The sequence below is a fragment of the Archangium minus genome, from assembly GCF_044360475.1.
GTDB lineage: Bacteria > Myxococcota > Myxococcia > Myxococcales > Myxococcaceae > Archangium > Archangium minus.
Window position 1 is genome coordinate 5,270,748 of the sequence record NZ_CP043494.1, and the last position, 16,665, is coordinate 5,287,412.

The 16,665-nt window shown below is 67.1% G+C and carries 13 protein-coding genes; 8 read left to right on the forward strand and 5 right to left on the reverse strand.

Annotated elements, in window-relative coordinates; genetic code table 11:
- Positions 1-37: 37 nt before the first annotated feature.
- Positions 38-523 (reverse strand): type VI immunity family protein, encoded by a 486-nt coding sequence (locus tag F0U60_RS21890; protein ID WP_395822919.1) that lies wholly within the window; start codon positions 521-523, stop codon positions 38-40.
- Positions 523-957 carry a hypothetical protein gene (locus tag F0U60_RS21895; RefSeq protein WP_395822920.1) on the reverse strand — a complete coding sequence of 145 codons (435 nt, stop codon included), beginning with the start codon at positions 955-957 and terminating at the stop codon, positions 523-525. Before F0U60_RS21895 ends, F0U60_RS21890 begins: the two co-directional genes overlap by 1 nt.
- A 203-nt stretch (positions 958-1,160) precedes the next feature.
- On the opposite strand from F0U60_RS21895, the gene istA reads away from it, so the two are divergent.
- Entirely contained in the window at positions 1,161-2,561 is a 1,401-nt protein-coding gene (istA, locus tag F0U60_RS21900; RefSeq protein WP_395822922.1) for an IS21 family transposase, read from the forward strand.
- Positions 2,558-3,385 (forward strand): IS21-like element helper ATPase IstB, encoded by an 828-nt coding sequence (gene istB / locus F0U60_RS21905; RefSeq protein ID WP_395822924.1) that lies wholly within the window; start codon positions 2,558-2,560, stop codon positions 3,383-3,385. Before istA ends, istB begins: the two co-directional genes overlap by 4 nt.
- A gap of 79 nt (positions 3,386-3,464) precedes the next feature.
- Here istB and F0U60_RS21910 read toward each other — a convergent pair whose 3' ends face one another.
- Genes F0U60_RS21910 through F0U60_RS21920 form a run of 3 tightly spaced genes read right to left on the reverse strand, consistent with a single transcriptional unit; the run spans position 3,465 to position 5,944 of the window.
- Positions 3,465-3,959 carry a type I restriction-modification enzyme R subunit C-terminal domain-containing protein gene (locus F0U60_RS21910; RefSeq protein WP_395822926.1) on the reverse strand — a complete coding sequence of 165 codons (495 nt, stop codon included), beginning with the start codon at positions 3,957-3,959 and terminating at the stop codon, positions 3,465-3,467.
- A gap of 51 nt (positions 3,960-4,010) precedes the next feature.
- Positions 4,011-4,451, reverse strand: coding sequence for an SMI1/KNR4 family protein (locus F0U60_RS21915; protein WP_395822928.1), 441 nt, complete (start codon positions 4,449-4,451; stop codon positions 4,011-4,013).
- The gene (locus tag F0U60_RS21920) at positions 4,448-5,944 is read right to left on the reverse strand and encodes an HNH endonuclease (RefSeq protein ID WP_395822930.1); all 1,497 of its coding nucleotides are present in this window, start codon (positions 5,942-5,944) and stop codon (positions 4,448-4,450) included. Before F0U60_RS21920 ends, F0U60_RS21915 begins: the two co-directional genes overlap by 4 nt.
- A gap of 189 nt (positions 5,945-6,133) precedes the next feature.
- Here F0U60_RS21920 and F0U60_RS21925 point away from each other — a divergent pair, with 189 nt between their 5' ends.
- The 6 genes from F0U60_RS21925 to F0U60_RS21950 all read left to right on the forward strand — a co-directional run bounded on the left by F0U60_RS21925 (position 6,134) and on the right by F0U60_RS21950 (position 16,612).
- A complete protein-coding gene (locus F0U60_RS21925; RefSeq protein WP_395822932.1) occupies positions 6,134-6,907 on the forward strand; it encodes a 2,3-dihydro-2,3-dihydroxybenzoate dehydrogenase in 774 nt (257 codons plus the stop codon).
- Positions 6,908-7,008: 101 nt separating this feature from the next.
- Positions 7,009-8,235, forward strand: a complete 1,227-nt coding sequence (dhbC, locus tag F0U60_RS21930; RefSeq protein ID WP_395822934.1) for an isochorismate synthase DhbC — start codon at positions 7,009-7,011, stop codon at positions 8,233-8,235.
- Entirely contained in the window at positions 8,232-9,884 is a 1,653-nt protein-coding gene (locus F0U60_RS21935) for a (2,3-dihydroxybenzoyl)adenylate synthase (protein ID WP_395822936.1), read from the forward strand. The genes dhbC and F0U60_RS21935 overlap by 4 nt, the downstream gene beginning before the upstream one ends.
- A 14-nt stretch (positions 9,885-9,898) precedes the next feature.
- Entirely contained in the window at positions 9,899-10,810 is a 912-nt protein-coding gene (locus F0U60_RS21940; RefSeq protein ID WP_395822938.1) for an isochorismatase family protein, read from the forward strand.
- A gap of 62 nt (positions 10,811-10,872) precedes the next feature.
- Entirely contained in the window at positions 10,873-15,192 is a 4,320-nt protein-coding gene (mxcG, locus tag F0U60_RS21945) for a myxochelin non-ribosomal peptide synthetase MxcG (RefSeq protein WP_395822940.1), read from the forward strand.
- Between the two features lie 40 nt (positions 15,193-15,232).
- Positions 15,233-16,612, forward strand: a complete 1,380-nt coding sequence (locus F0U60_RS21950; protein WP_395825383.1) for a class II 3-deoxy-7-phosphoheptulonate synthase — start codon at positions 15,233-15,235, stop codon at positions 16,610-16,612.
- Positions 16,613-16,665: the final 53 nt, after the last annotated feature.

The window sequence follows — 16,665 nt, forward strand, 5'->3', positions numbered from 1 at the left end:
CCACATGGCCGGAATGGGCGTTCCACTTGCTCCGGAATCAGTGTTCCACTTCCCCCGGAATCGGTGTTCCACATGGTCCGGTGCACGCAGCCAACGCACGCACATGGTCCGGGCCATGTTCCTCCAGGTACTCCGTAGGCAACCAGAAGGACACGGCGCAGACTGCGCCCGGGTGGAATGCTTCAAGCCCTTTCCCACAGTACTCGACCTCGTAACCACGGGCGCTATCCGGACTCTCGCACAAGTCGAAGATGTGGCTGCCGGGCCAGCTTTCATCGAACAACTGGCGCTGGACGACGTCCCACCCCGAGGCATCCAACTCCCACCATTCGCCGTGGTCATCGGGATACCAGGCAAGCGCCCGAGGCCCCACGGCGCGCAGGTACACCTCCAACGAGCGCGCCACTGCGGGAGCTACCTCTTCGTGAGAGCGCCGCATGTAGAAGCAGAAACTCAAGCTCTCGCGCATCAACAGCCCGCCATGCCACGAGGTGAGCCGTATTTTCGGATAGTGCTCACTCATCAGTAGATCCTCCAGATGGGAGCCACACGAAAGGGCTTCACTCCCAAAGCCCTGTGGTACATCGCCCCTTGATTGGATTCGTGATAGGGGTGTCCTTTGGGATAGTCGTTCCACCTGGGTTCATCGCTGGTGGGACAGGGGAACTTGAAGTCGTAGACTGCCAGGACATCGAGAGGGTTGCCCGAGTGAATGACTACATCGGGCACGAGTGTCCCCACGAGTTCGTCTGCGCACCCCTGCTGACGGAGGGCTTGTTCCTCTTCGGAACCGAACGGGTCCTTCCCCAACTCCTCTTGGCATTGGCTTCGTGAGGGACTGTTGCCGCCGAAGTGCTGGCGATTGACGGTCTCGTTCGCCCATTCGGCGCACTCCACCAACTCGCGCTCGATAGTGGACTTCATATTGGGAGTCAGCACCTTGAGGGGGGCCGCCACGGAGGCGACTGCTCAGCGACAACTACACCTCCCCATCAACGACAACTACACCTCCCCATCCAGAGTGACGGCAGCCGTCGGTAGAAACCCGGTGACTCCGGAGGTTCGGATGGACGGGTGAGGACGACGGATGCCCAGGTGAGGAAGCTGATGGAAGAGATGGCGAAGCACGGTCGCCTCGGGCTGGCGTCGGCCCGGGCGGGATGGACCGCAAGACGGCACGCAAGTACGTGAAGGAGGGGAAGTTCCCCTCGGAGCTCAAGCAGGAGCGCACCTGGAGGACGCGGGAGGACCCTTTCGAGGAGCAGTGGGACAGCCTGGCCGAGAGGCTGAAGGAGGCGCCGGAACTGGAGGCCAAGACGCTCTTCGAGGAGCTGTGTGCTCGCGAGCCGGGACGCTACAAGCCGGGGCAGCTGCGCACGTTGCAGCGGCGAGTGCGCCAGTGGAGAGCGCAGCAGGGGCCGGAGAAGCAGGTGTTCTTCGCCCAGGAGCATCGACCCGGGGAGGCGATGCAGACGGACTTCACGTGGGCCAACGAGCTGGAGGTGACGGTGGGAGGCCAGCCCTTCGCGCACCTGCTGTGTCACCCGGTGCTGCCCTACTCCAACTGGGAATGGGCCACGGTGTGCCACTCGGAGTCCATGGCGGCCATCAAGCGCGGAGTGCAGGCGGCCGTCTTCCGGCTGGGGAAGGTGCCGCGCTACCACCAGACGGACAACTCCACCAGCGCCACGCACGACCTGCGCAACGGCAAGCGGGGCTTCAACGCCGAGTACCTCGCGCTCATGAAGCACCTGGGCATGGAGCCGCGCACCATTGAAGTGGGGAAGAAGGAGCAGAACGGGGACGTGGAGGCGCTCAACGGCGCGCTCAAACGCCGGCTATTGCAGCACCTGCTGATGCGCGGCAGCCGGGACTTCGAGAGCGCCGCGGCGTACGAGAAGTGGGTGCAGGGCGTGCTGGAGAAGGCCAACCGGCTGCGCGGAGCGAAGGTGGAGGAGGAGCTCTTGGCGATGAGGCCGCTGTCGGTGCAGCGGCTGGTGGAGTACAGCGAGCTGGAGGTAGTCGTCACGGCGTGGAGCACCATCCGGGTGCAGCACAACACGTACTCGGTGCCCTCGCGGCTGGTGGGCCAGCGCGTGCGGGTGCGAGTGTACGACGACAGGCTGGAGGTGCTGCACGCGGGAAAGCCGCAGCTGGTGGTGGACAGGCTGGTGGGCCGCAACGGGCACCGCATCAACTACCGGCACATCATCTGGTCGCTGGTGCAGAAGCCCGGGGCCTTCGCGCAGTACCGCTACCGAGAGGACCTCTTCCCCTCGCTGGTATTCCGCCAGGCGTACGACGAGCTGCAGCGGGTACACGAGGGGAGAGCCGCGGACGTGGAGTACCTGCGGATTCTTCACCTTTCGGCTTCCACGCTGGAGGCACAGGTGGAAGAGGTGCTGGCGAGGCTGCTGGCCGAGGGCGGACTGCGCGGTGCCGAGCAGGTGAAGGCGCTGGTGGCGCCAGCCCGGCCCGAGGTGCCCGAACTGGCGCAGCCCGAGGTGGACCTGAGCAGCTATGACGCGCTGCTGGTGGAGCAGCGGGAGGTGGCGTCATGAGCTCCACCTCCACGTCCCTGCGGGCAGCGGCAGGAGCCGCCGACGAGCAGCAGCAAACGCTGGCCATGCTGCTGCGAGCGCTGAAGCTGCCGGCATTCGCCGCCCACCACGAGGAGCTGGCCAGGCGCGCCGGACAGGAGGGCTGGACGTGCCCGCACTACCTGCGCCAGCTGGTGGAGCTGGAGCTGAGCGAGCGCCGGGGCCGACGCATTGAGCGGCTGCTCAAGGCCTCGGGGCTGTCCACGGACAAGACGCTGGCCACGCTCGAGCAGGAGAAGCTGCCGGCCAAGGTGCGCCGTCAGCTACCGGCCCTGTGCGAGGGCGGCTTCGTGGAGCGCGCGGAGAACGTGCTGGCCTTCGGACTGCCGGGCCGCGGCAAGACGCACGTGGTGAGCGCCATAGGACACGAGCTGGTGCATCGCGGCTACGAGGTGCTCTTCGTGCCGGCGGTGCTGCTGGTGCAGCGACTACTGGCGGCCAAGAAGAACCTCTTGCTGGAGAAGGAGCTGCGGCGGCTGGACGGGTACGACGCGGTAATCCTGGACGACATCGGCTACATCCAGCAGGACCGGGAGGAGATGGAGGTGCTGTTTACCTTCCTGGCCCAGCGCTACGAGAGGAGGAGTGTCCTCATCACCAGCAACCTGGTGTTTTCGCAGTGGGACCGAATCTTCAAGGACGCGATGACGACGGCGGCGGCCATTGACCGGGTGGTGCACCACGCGCTGATTCTGGAACTCACCGGCGACAGCTACCGCAGCGAGAAGGCCAAGAGCCGGGAGACGGTCGACAAGGCCCCGCGTAAGGCGCCTGGGGACGAGTAACACCACGGCACAGGAGGTGACCGACCCAGAGGCTCCGACGGACGTAGCGACGACTACGGCGACGATGAAGTGAACGCAGTCAGAACATCAACCCGATGGGGAAGTGTAATTGTCGCCAAGGGGAAAAAGTAATTGACGCTGGGCAGGCGACCTCGGCGGCGCCTCGGAGGGTGGTGGGCACTACGGTTTGCTCGCCTGCAACGCTGGCGCAGTAACCAGGATTCTGCCGGCAGGCGCTCGTCGCCGAGTCGAAGGCGAAACCCGTCGAGCCGCGGGTCTGGAGCAGGGCGCTCATGGCGAGCACCCCCTGCCGCCACTGGCCTTTCAGTGGAAATGACATGGAACCCTCTGGGATGCATCTGGCCGCGGGGCTCCAGACGTGGTCCACCAGTTCCCCGAGCACCTGCTCCAGCCTGCCCTCCAGCGCCTTGTCCATCGCGGCCCATCCACCGTGGTCCTTGAAGGCCCCCGAGTCGAAGGACTGCCGGTCCAGCACCACGTTCGCCGTGAGCTGGTTGCCGATTTGCTCCAGCCACTTCTTCTGCGGTGGCGTCCACGGTCGGCTCGCCAGCACCTTATATAGGTTTCCCAGCGTATTGCCATCGTCATACCTAGGGTGGACCGCTTAGTCGTGCAGCATTGCAAGAAAATCCGAGAAGCTGTCCGCGATGGGGTGGATGTCCGTCTCCACCGTGACGAGAACGATCTTGGGCTGCTTAGGAGTGGTCCGGTAGTCGAAGCATACGTACTGGCCGCCAGGGGTGTCACCGAATGGGTATATGCCTGGGGGGACATGATGCTTCAGCGCCTGGTACGTGCCCCTCACGGAATACACGCGCCATCTTTCATCCTCACAGATCGTCAAGAGGGTGTTGAAGACATCTGTGCCCCTGCCTACATCGAAGACGCACGGTTCAGGAGTCATACCCTGGTGAAGGGATACGACTTTTTTGTATTCCTCGGGGAACTGCACGTCCCATTGACGCTCCAGCAATTCGATCTCATCGAGAGTCGCCGGATGTGGCTCCTGCCAGAGGTAGTTCAGCCATCGAATGGTCATAGTCATTGACCTCCACCCCAGATGGCCATGCCACCAGTGTGAGGCAGGGAGAGTCGGTTCTCTTCAGCCGTGATGAGTTGCATCCTTCCGACATCCTGGTGGTGATGCCATGTATAGCCGGGTGGTGCTTTGCGCAATGTTAGGAGTCGTTCGATGTCTGCCGGAGCGAAGCCGAGAGCTCTTGCCAGATCGAGGTCCTTCTGGATTGCGTTGTAGAGATTCTTGTTGGCTGCTTTGAAATGGAGTTCAGGACGTTTGCTGCCAATATGGATGTCATCCAGGATGGTCTCGAACTTTGTGTCGAACTCGGGAAAGCCATCCTTGTCGAACTTGACTGTGGCTTTGCCGTTCGAGACCGTCTGGCCAGCCCGGTTGTGACCCAGATTCGTGATGGGGTTGGGCGGGTTCCGCGTCCCCTTGTAGGGCAGGAGCTTCCCATCCTCGGTGAAGCTGGGTTTCCGCCAGGACTCGATCTCCTGCAGTCGGTATCCCTTCGGAGCATGGATCTGGGCGGTCTGGTTGGGGGCGGACGTGTTGTCCTCATCATTAGAGCCCTGGGAAGCCATGGCCAGGGCGCCTGGTGCCAGGGTCAGGGTGAAGCTACCCGGGCCCACCAGCACCTGCCGCACCTGGCCTACCGCCGCCAGCCGCAGGCCCAACTGCGTCTTGGCAGTGCGGGTCGCTTGCGTAAAACCCGGCAGTCCCGGCGGTGGCCCTTTCAGCATCAGGCTCGTCGTCGACCCGATGGCTACCGTCGCCAGCATCACCAGCAGGCGTCCCACCTGCGCTCCCATCACTCTGCCAAAACGCTCGCCAGCCTCACGTACCTCGTTGAAGGTACGTGCTTGCTGTGTCTCCTGCTCCAGCCGTCTCCATCCCTCCAACAGGCTCCACACTGTGTCCAGCCCCAGGTAGGCCACCATCAAGCAGCCGAAAGAAACGGCTGCCGCCTGGGTTACGGGATTGGGGAGCACCAGCATCGCCAGGTAGCCCGCCATGGCGGACATCAACATGGATTGCAGCGCCACCGGGTCCACCATTTCCGCCCAGACCCCCACTGCTCCGTCCCACACCGACCCCAGGGAGATGGTCAGCGCCAGCGTGCGCCGCGCCTCGGGTCCCAGGTCGAGTCCCGTTCCCAGCAAAGACAGGCAGTCGCCCGGAGTGCCTCGGCGCTCGCACCAGCTGTGGTAGCCGCGTGACATCGCCGCCCGCTCGTCCTCCTGTCCCGGCTTGCTCCAGGAGATGAGCGCCAGCCTCTGCCGGGGAGGGGAGGGGAGCTCCAACTCAGGCACCAGTCGCGCCAGGGTGGCTTCGAACTGCGCCTGGGTCACCTCCACAGGGGCCCTGCGGGGCGGAGTGAGGATTCGCGGCGTGCCCGCTCCCGTATCGAGGTGGACCTGGATGCTGCTGTGGGGGACCACCCTTCCGGCATCCGTCGCGCACGCCGTGAGCAGGAGGAGGGCCACCAGGAGATGTGCTTGGAGCCAGGGGCGCATGGATGTCTCGGGCCGGACCTCGCAACCTTCAACATCCTGTGACTTGGCACAACCCGTGAAAGAGGCTCTTGACTTGGCGTGCCGGGACATGGCAAGAGTGCGCCCACAGGAAAATGATAATGAGAACCATTCTCATTATCCCTTGGTCATTCGGGCCGGCGGTTTCCGGCCCTAGGGAAGAGGGAACGGATGGGAACGACCCACAAAGTGGCGCTGGTGACAGGGGCCGCACAGGGCATCGGGGCGGCGGTGGCTCGGGCGCTGTCTGAGGGCGCGTCGATCGCTGCGCTCGACACCCGGGAGGAGGGTCTGTCCGTTCTCGTGGAGGAGCTGCGCCAGCGTGGGTGCCGCGCCGCGGCCTTCAAGGTCGATGTGAGCGACAGCGCCGCGGTCGAGGCGGTGGTTGAGCGAGTCGAGCGCGAGCTGGGGCCGATCGAGATCCTCGCCAACGTGGCCGGTGTGCTGCGGATGGGCTCGGTCGTGTCACTCAGCGATGAGGACTGGGCGACCACCTTCGCGGTCAACACCCACGGTGTCTTCCATGTCTCCCGCGCGGTCGCTCGGCGCATGGTGCCGCGGAAGTCTGGGGTGATCGTCACCGTCGGCTCGAACGCCTCTGGAGTGCCCCGCATGCAGATGGCCGCCTATGCCGCCTCGAAGGCTGCCTCGACCATGTTCACCAAGTGCCTGGGGCTGGAGCTGGCGCAGCACAACATCCGCTGCAACGTGGTGTCCCCTGGCTCCACCGACACGGCCATGCAGCGTGGGATGTGGGCCGACGAGAACGGCGCGCAGGCGGTGATCGCCGGCTCGCTCGAGACCTTCCGCCTGGGCATTCCGCTGCGCCGGATTGCCACTCCCGCCGATATCGCCGATGCGGTGGCGTTCCTGGTCTCCGACCGCGCCCGCCACATCACCCTGCACGACCTCTGTGTCGACGGCGGCGCGACGCTGGGCGCGTAATCCCCGACTCCGCGCGGGGGGAGGCTCCTTCTCCCCCGACACACTTTTTTGACCCAAAATTTGAGAATGGTTTTCATTTTCAAAAGCAAAAGGTGACTGTGATGAACGAACGTCCCCTGGTGCCACAGATGCTGGCGACGCAGTTGCTCGAGAGCTACGAGGCAGGCTCGTCCTTCTTCTTCGCCTCGCCCAAACGGACGATGTTGGCGCGAGGCACGTTCGCCACCGTGCCGCACCCTGGCGGTGAGAACTCGCTGGAGCTCTTGCCCGAGCGCGTGGCGGCGGTGCTCGCCGAGGCTCGAGAGGCCTCCCACGACATCCCGGTAGTGGTGGGCGCGGTGCCCTTCGACGGGGCGATTCCCGCCCAGCTGGTGGTGCCCATGACCATCCAGCGCGCGGGGCCGTTGGTGTTCGATACGGATGCGCCCGTGCAGCGCCCGCTGGCGGCGCGTTACACGGTCCGGCCCGTGCCCGAGCCCGCCGCCTATCTCAACGGCGTGGCGCAGGCGCTGAAGCTGATGCAGACCGGGCCGCTGCGCAAGGTGGTGTTGTCGCGCTCGCTGCAAGTCAACGCCGCCACGCCCATCGACTTGCGGCAGCTGCTGCGCAACCTGGCTCGGCGCAACCCTGCTGGCTACACCTTCGCGGTGGATCTGCCCCCGCAGCTGGCTGCCACGCCTGGAGAGGGTCAGCGCACGCTGATCGGCGCCAGCCCTGAGCTGTTGGTCTCGCGCTCGGGGTTGCAGGTGCTCGCCAATCCGTTGGCGGGCACGGTGCCGCGCAGTGCCGACCCCATCGAAGATCAGGAGCGGGCCGCCGCGCTGCTAGTCTCGCCCAAGGATCTCCACGAGCACGCGGTGGTGATCGAGTCGGTCGCGGAGGCCCTGCGTCCGTTCTGCAAGAAGCTGGACGTGCCGGCGGGGCCGTCGCTCGTCAGCACGCCGACCCTGTGGCACCTGTCGAGCCGGATCAGCGGCGAGCTGAAGGACCCGTCCATCTCGTCGCTGACGCTGGCCGTGGCGATGCATCCCACGCCGGCGGTGTGCGGCTACCCGACCGAGCTGGCCCACGCGGCCATCGGGACGATCGAGCCGTTCGAACGCGGCTACTACACGGGCACGGTCGGCTGGTGCGACGCGAACGGTGACGGCCAGTGGGCGGTGACGATCCGCTGCGCCGAGGCCAACGAGCACTCGCTGCGGCTGTTCGCGGGGGCGGGAATCGTGGTCGGCTCGAAGCCGGAGTCCGAGCTGGCCGAGACCGAGGCGAAGTTCCGCACCATGCTCCAGGCGATGGGGCTGGGGCAGGGCGTCGAGGTGCAGCCATGACGGGCCCTGGGCAGGAAGTCGTTCCGCTCCCGGGCTGCCCCACGTGGCCCGAGGAGTTTGCCACGCGTTACCGGCAGGCCGGCTACTGGCGTGGCGAGACCTTCGGGCAGATGTTGCGCGAGCGGGCACAGCGTCACGGTGAGCGCACCGCGATCGTCGCCGGGAACCAGCGCTTGAGCTACCGCGAGTTCGACTCGCGCGTGGACCAGCTGTCCGCCGGGTTCTACGCCCTGGGCATCAAGCCGAGGGATCGGGTGGTGGTCCAGCTGACCAACATCGCCGCGTTCTACGAGGTGATCTTCGCGCTGTTCCGGTTGGGCGCGCTGCCGGTGTTCGCGCTGCCTGCGCACCGCAGCTCGGAGATCAACTACTTCTGCTCGTTCACCGAGGCGGTCGCCTACATCATTCCCGACAAGCACGCGGGCTTCGACTACCGCACGTTGGCCGCGCAGGTCCGCGAGGCGGTGCCGACCCTGCAGCACGTGATTGTCGCGGGTGAGGCGGGCTCGTTCACCGCGTTGAGCGACCTGTACGCCTCGCCCACCGAGCTGCCGGAGGGACCGCGTCCCAGCGATGTGGCGTTCTTCCAGCTGTCGGGCGGCAGCACGGGTGTGCCCAAGCTCATTCCGCGCACCCACGACGACTACATCTACAGCCTGCGGGGCAGCGTGGAGATCTGCCAGCTCGATGGGTCGAGCGTGTACCTGTGCGCGCTGCCAGCCGCGCACAACTTCCCGCTCAGCTCGCCGGGTGTGCTCGGTACCTTCTACGCGGGTGGCACGGCCGTGATGGCGCTGAACCCAAGCCCCGACGAGGTGTTCCCGCTGATCGCGCGTGAGCGCGTCACGATCACCGCGGTGGTGCCTCCGCTGGCGATGATCTGGCTGGAGTCCGCCAAGGCCCGGAGGCACGACCTGTCGAGCCTGCGCGTGCTGCAGGTCGGTGGGGCCAAGTTCAGTGCCGAGGTTGCGCGGCGGGTGCGTCCCACGCTCGGGTGCACGCTGCAGCAGGTCTTCGGAATGGCCGAAGGTCTGGTCAACTACACGCGGCTGGATGATCCCGAGGAGATCATCGTCACGACCCAGGGCAGGCCGATCTCCCCGGATGATGAGATCCGGGTGGTGGACGAGGACGGTCACGACGTCGCTCCAGGGGAGACGGGCCAGCTCCTGACGCGCGGTCCCTACACCATCCGCGGCTACTACAAGGCCGAGGCCCACAACGCGCGGGCGTTCACGGCCGATGGCTTCTACTGCACGGGTGACCTGGTGCGGGTGACGCCAGAGGGGTACCTGGTGGTGGAGGGGCGCGCGAAGGATCAGATCAACCGGGGTGGCGACAAGGTCGCGGCCGAAGAGGTCGAGAATCACCTGTTGGCCCATCCCGCCGTGCACGACGCGGCGGTGGTCTCCATGCCCGACCCGTTCCTCGGCGAGCGGACCTGCGCGTTCATCATCCCGCGTGAGGCTCCGCCGCCCGCCGCCGCACTCACCGCGTTCCTGCGCGAGCGGGGACTGGCGGCCTTCAAGATCCCGGATCGGATCGAGTTCGTCGACTCGTTCCCGCAGACCGGCGTCGGGAAGGTCAGCAAGAAGGCGCTGCGCGAGGCGCTCTCCCGACGAAACGCTGTTCTCACTCCCTCGAGCTGAAAGGAGTCATTCCCATGGCACTCCCCTCCATCTCCCCCTATGCCATGCCCGGCGCGGCTGACCTGCCGAAGAACAAGGTCTCGTGGACGCCGGATCCCAAGCGCGCGGTGCTGCTGATCCACGACATGCAGCGCTACTTCCTGAATGCCTTCACGCCGGACCAGTCTCCGGTGACGGAGCTGCTGGCGAACATCCAGAAGCTGCGGCAGCACTGCACGGCGCTGGGCATTCCGGTGGTGTACTCGGCGCAGCCTGGCGGTCAGACGCCCGAGCAGCGAGGCCTGCAACTGGATCTGTGGGGACCGGGCATTCCCGACGGACCGCACCAGAAGCAGATCGTCGATGCGCTGGCTCCGGCCGAGGGCGACATCTTCCTCACCAAGTGGCGCTACAGCGCGTTCGTCAAGACCGAGCTGCTGGAGCTCCTGCGTGCGCGCGGGCGGGATCAGCTGATCATCACTGGCATCTACGCGCACATCGGCTGTCTCCAGACGGCCTCTCACGCGTTCATGAACGACGTGCAGGCGTTCCTGGTCGCGGACGCGGTGGGTGACTTCTCGTTGGAGCACCACCAGATGGCGCTGAACTACGCGGCGAAGCTGTGCGCCGTGACCACCACCGCGCAGCAGGTCATCGACGTGCTGCGGCCCGCGTCCACGGTGGGTGAGCAGGCCCTGAGCCGTCAGCAGGTGCGCGAGGACGTCGCCGAGATCCTGCTCCAGTCGTCGTCGGCGATCAGCGATGACGAGAACCTGCTCGAGAGGGGACTCGACTCGATCCGGATCATGAGCCTGGTCGAGCGTTGGCGGCGTACCGGTGCCGAGATTACCTTCGTGGAGCTGGCCGAGCGTCCGACCCTGACGGACTGGTACGCGCTGCTGTCCTCGAGCGCACAGGCGCCCCGGAACAACTCCCACCCCTCGTAGTCCGCGGAACGTGTGGGGATCTCCCCACACCGGACGTCTTCCCCCCTACGGAGTACCTGGCGATGCGCGATTCACAGGATGCCCGCTGGCCCTTGTCGGCCGCCCAGCACGGAATCTGGCTGGGCCAGCAGTTCGACCTCAACAGCCCGGTGTACAACGCTGGCGAGTGCATCGAGATACGTGGGCCCGTTGACCCAGTGCACTTCGAGGCGGCGGTGCGGCAGGCGGTGGGAGAGGCGGAGGCGCTGCACTCGCGTTTCGTGTCCGAAGGGGAGGTGCCCACGCAGTTCATCGAGCCACGGTCGGACTGGACCCTGCACGTGGTCGATCTCAGCGGCACTCCCGACCCCTGGGCGGCGGCCCAGGCGTGGATGCGGGAAGATCTGTCCCGGCCCGTGGATCTCCGCCGGGGACCGCTCTTCGCGGAGGCGCTGTTCAAGGCCGCGCCCGATCGGTTCTTCTGGTACCAGCGGGTCCACCACATCGCGATGGATGGCTTTGGCTTCTCGCTGCTGGCGCGGCGCGTTGCCGAGCTCTACACCGCACGAGTCGCTGGCCGGCCCACCACGGGCGGCTTCGGCTCACTGCGCGCCGTGCTGGACGAGGACGCCGCCTACCGGGCTGGGCCGCAGTTTGAGCTCGACCGGGCCTTCTGGACGCAGCGCCTCGAGGATCGGCCCACTCCGGTGAGCCTGGCGAAACCCGCGCCCATGTCGTCCAGCTTCGTGCGGCAGACGCGCTACCTGCCGCCCGGCACCGTGGAGCGGCTGCAGGAGTCCGCACGCAAGGCGGGCTTGAGCTGGCCGGACCTCGTGCTCGCGGCCACGGCGGCCTGGCTGCACCAGCGGACCGAGGCACCGGAGGTGGTGCTCGGGCTGCCGGTGATGTCGCGGTTGGGTTCCGCCGCGCTGCGTGTGCCGTGCATGGCGATGAACATCGTCCCGCTGCGCGTGCCGGTGCGCCCGGACGCTGGGTTGTTCACGTTGGCCCGTCAGGTGGGTGAGGAGCTCCGCGCCATGCGGCCCCATCTGCGCTACCGCTACGAGCAGCTCCGCCGCGACCTGCGGCTGGTGGGGGGGCAGCGCCGGCTGTTCGGCCCCGTGGTCAACATCATGCCGTTCGACTACGCCCTGCGTTTCGCGGGGATGCCGGCCACCGCGCACAACATCTCCGCAGGGCCGGTCGAGGATCTGTCGATCGGTCTGTACGCCAGGTCCGATGGGGGAGGGCTGCGGGTCGACTTCGACGCCAACCCGGCCTGCTACACCGCCGAGGTGCTGGACGCCCATCAGCGCGACTTCCTCCAACTGTTGGAGTCGCTGGTCGCCGCGCCCGAGCAGGCGATTGGCCGGTCCACGGGTCCGTCATCCGTGCTCGATGGAGGACCGCTCCCCACGCCGGCTCGCCCGGTGCTGGAGCTGATCTCCGCGCGGGCTGATGAGCAGCCCGACGCCATCGCTGTGGAGCACGGTTCTCACTGGCTGAGCTACCGCGAGTTGCTCCAGGCTGCCCACGCGCTGGCGGACAAGCTCGTCGTGGCGGGTGCTCAGTCCGACACTCCCGTGGCGGTGATGGTGCCGCGAGGCATTGATGCCATCGTCGCGAGCCTGGGCGTGTTGTTCTCCGGGGCCGGATACCTGCCGATCGATCCCTTCGGGCCTTCGTCCAGGACCACGGCGATCCTCGACGACGCCGCGCCCGCGTTGATCGTCACCACCGTTGAGAGCCCGGAGCCTGGTACGGGTCCGATGGCTCCGGGTCACCTCGTCGTCCGAAAGAATGAGCGGGCGATCCCTCGTTCCTCTCCTGAGAGCGCACGAGCGGCGGACGAGCAGCTGGCCTATGTCATCTACACGTCTGGCTCGACCGGCAAGCCCAACGGCGTGCAGATCTCCCGAGGCGCGCTGGCCCACTTCGTGGCGGGTGCGACGCACCGCTACGGGCTGCGGCGCGAGGACCGGGTCCTGCAATTCGCGCCGCTGCACTTCGACGCCAGCGTCGAGGAGATCTTCCTGACCCTGTGCGCGGGCGCGAAGCTGGTGCTGCGCACCGATGAGATGCTCCAGTCGGTGCCGAGGCTGCTCGACGCCTGCGCCGAGTGTGGCATCACCGTGTTGGATCTCCCCACGGCGTTCTGGCACGAGCTGGCCTACAGCGTTTCGACGGGCGTGGCTCGCCTGCCGTCCTCCCTTCGCACGGTGATCATCGGTGGAGAGGCCGCGCTGCCCGAGCGGGTCGCACGGTGGCGCGCCGCGGTTGGGCCAGAGGTCCAGCTGTTCAATACCTACGGTCCCACCGAGGCCACCGTGGTCGCCACTGTCGCGACGCTCAGCGGCGGCTCCGAGCCCGTGTCCTCCGGAGAGGAAGTGCCGATCGGCCGTCCGCTTCCCGGTGTGCGCGCGGCCCTCATCGACTCGCACGGACGGCTCGCCGCTCCGGGAGCCGAGGGCGAGTTGTTCCTGATGGGGGGCGGTCTGGCGCGAGGCTATCTGGGTCGTCCGGAGCTGGATGCGGCGCGCTTCACCTCGCTCAACGCGCTGCCTGAGAGCCCTCGCGCCTACCGCACGGGAGACAGGGTCCGGCTGCGCGAAGATGGACAGCTGGTGTTCGTCGGTCGCGTGGACGACGAGTTCAAGATCAGCGGCCACCGGATCGACCCGGCCGAGGTCGAGACCGTGCTGCTCGGTCACCCCGGTGTGCGTGACGCTGCCGTGGTCGGGCAGGTGTTGCCAGGGGGCACGCGGCGGCTGTGTGCGCACATCGTGGCGGCTTCTCCTGCTCCGGCGGCGGCGGAGCTGCGCCGGTATCTGCTCGAGAAGCTGCCCGCGCCCATGGTGCCCGGCGTCTTCATGTTCTCCGAGCGGCTGCCCCGCACCAGCACGGGCAAGGTCGATCGGGCCGAGCTGCGCCGCTCGCTGCCCACCGAGGGGTCCGCTCCGGTTGCGGCGGCGGCCACCGAGCTCGAGCGCGTGGTGTTGCGCGTGTGGGAGCAGGTCCTGGGCATGAGCGGCATGTCGGCGCAGGACGACTTCTTCGAGCTGGGCGGACAGTCGCTCCAGAGCATCCAGGTGGCGAACCGGCTGGGCATCGAGCTGGGTCGCGAGGTGCCCGTGGCCACGGTGTTCCGTTACCCGACGGCCGCCGCGCTGGCGCAGGCGCTGGAGCGTGGCACGGAGTCCGGGGCAGACAGTGGTGGCCTCACCGCCGCCATGCTCGCGGATGCCGAGCTTCCCGAGGAGATCGTTCCGCGGCTGACCGCCAATGCCCAGGCCTCCAACTCCGCGTCGCAAGCCCCGCTGCGGCAGGTCCTGCTGACGGGTGCCACCGGCTTCGTCGGTGCACACCTGCTCAATCAGTTGCTGAGCCAGACCGACGCACGGGTGATCTGCCCGGTGCGGGCCCGTGACGAGGCCCATGCGATGGAGCGGATTCGCGCGGCCCTGGTCTCCCAGCGGCTCTCGACCGTGGGCCTCGCCGAGCGGGTGGTGGCACTGCCCGCGGACCTGACGCAGCCGTTGCTGGGGCTTGGCTCCACCCGGTTCCACGGGCTGGCCGCCGAGTGCGACGCCATCTACCACAACGCCGCGGTGGTCAGTGTCGTGCGCGAGTACGGCAGCTTGCAGGCGGTCAATGTGAGGGGGACTCGCGAGCTGCTGCGGTTGGCCGCCGCGGTGCGCCCCAAGCCTCTGCACTACGTCTCGACGCTGGCGGTGGCCCCACAGTCGAACCTCAGCCCCGAGGTTCCCGAGGCCTTCGTGCCGCCGCACGCGGGGCTGCGCGACGGCTACCAGCAGAGCAAGTGGATCGCGGAGAGACTGGTCCAACAGGCGGGCGAGCGTGGCCTGCCGGTGGCGGTCTACCGGTTGGGGCGCGTCGTGGGTGCACCCGACAGCGGCATCGTCAATCCGCAGGATCTGGTCTGGCGCATCCTGTTGGCCGGCATCCCCGCGAAGGCGCTGCCCCAGCTTGAGGTGGGTGAGACCTGGACGCCGGTGGACTACGTGGCGCGGGCGCTCGTGCGGCTCTCGCTGGCGACGCCGTCGGGTGAGGTGTTCAACCTCTCGCCCACGCCGGAGGTGCGGCTGAGCGAGCTGTTCAGCTGGGTTCGCGACTACGGCTACCCGGTCAAGCTGTACCCGGTCCCCGAGTGGTGTGAGCGCCTGGCGGCGGGCGATCGCAACGCGGACCACAGCACCACGCTGGCCTTCTTCGATCTGCGCTCGGGCTCGTCGGAGCCCACCTTCGGCCTGGGGCCCATTCGTTGCGATCGGGTGACGCAGGCCCTGGCGGGAAGCGGCATCTCCTGCCCGCCCGCCGACCGCCACCTGCTGTACCGCTACCTGGACTACTGCGTGGAGCAGGGCCTGCTTCCCGCTCCTTGACGACTTCAAGCCCTCCCCCCCTTGAAAGGGCACTTTCATGATGACCCGAAACTGGACCCCTCATTCCTGGCGGGAGAAACCCGTCAAATACGTCCCGACCGACTATCCGGATCCGCGGGAGCTGGCCCGCGTCGAGGGCGAGCTGTCGCACCTGCCGCCCCTGGTGTTCGCCTCGGAGACCCGTCGCCTGACCGCCGCGCTGGGCCAGGTCTCGCAGGGCAAGTCCTTCCTGCTGCAGGGCGGTGACTGCGCGGAGAGCTTCAAGGAGTTCACGACCAACAACATCCGCGACACCTTCCGGCTCATCCTACAGATGGCGGTGGTGCTGACCTTCGCGGGTGGCCGTCCGGTGGTGAAGGTGGGCCGCATCGCGGGCCAGTTCGCCAAGCCGCGCACCAGCCCTGTCGAGACGATCGACGGCGTCACGCTGCCGGCCTATCGCGGCGACATCATCAACGGCATGGAGTTCGACGCCGCCTCGCGCATGCCGGATCCGAAGCGGCTGCTCAAGGCCTATCACCAGTCCTCGGCCACGCTGAACCTGCTGCGCGCCTTCTCCCAGGCTGGCTACGCGGACCTCTGCAACCTGCACCGGTGGACGCTCGACTTCGTGGCGGGCAGCCCCCAGGGCGATCGCTACCGCGAGCTGGCGGACCGGATCTTCGAGTCCTTGTGCTTCATGAGCGCGCTCGGTGGGCACCACCACCACGAGCAGCTGCAGGCGCAGAGCCCGGTTGACCTGTTCACCAGCCATGAGGCCCTGCTGCTGAACTTCGAGGAGGCCATGACCCGCGTCGATTCCGCGTCGGGCGAGTGGTACGACACCTCCGCTCACATGCTCTGGATTGGTGAGCGGACGCGCCAGCTCGACGGCGGCCATGTGGAGTTCATGCGGGGCATCCAGAATCCCATTGGCCTCAAGTGTGGTCCGACGATGGAGCCGGACGAGCTGTTGCGGCTGATCGACGTCCTGAACCCCAAGGCCATCCCCGGACGGCTGACGCTCATTGGCCGTTTCGGCTCGGACAAGGCCGCCGAGTGCCTGCCCAAGCTGATGGCCGCTACCCGTCGCGACGGCCGCCCCGTGGTCTGGTCCATCGACCCGATGCACGGCAACACGCTCAAGGCGAGCAACGGCTACAAGACCCGGCCCTTCGATCGCATCCTGTCGGAGGTGAAGACCTTCCTCCAGGTCGCCGCCGCCGAGGGCGTCCACCCGGGAGGCCTGCACCTGGAGATGACGGGGCAGAACGTCACCGAGTGCCTGGGCGGCGCTCGGGCGGTGACCGAGGACGACCTGTCCAGCCGGTACCACACCCACTGCGATCCACGGCTCAACGCCGAGCAGGCGCTGCAGCTCGCCTTCATGGTGGCCGAGAAGCTCCAGTCGCTGCGCGCTCCCGAGGCCAGGGCCGCCTGATCCGAGTTCCTCCTTGACATGCCTGCCTGCTCCCGGCTAGACGCAACGCGAAA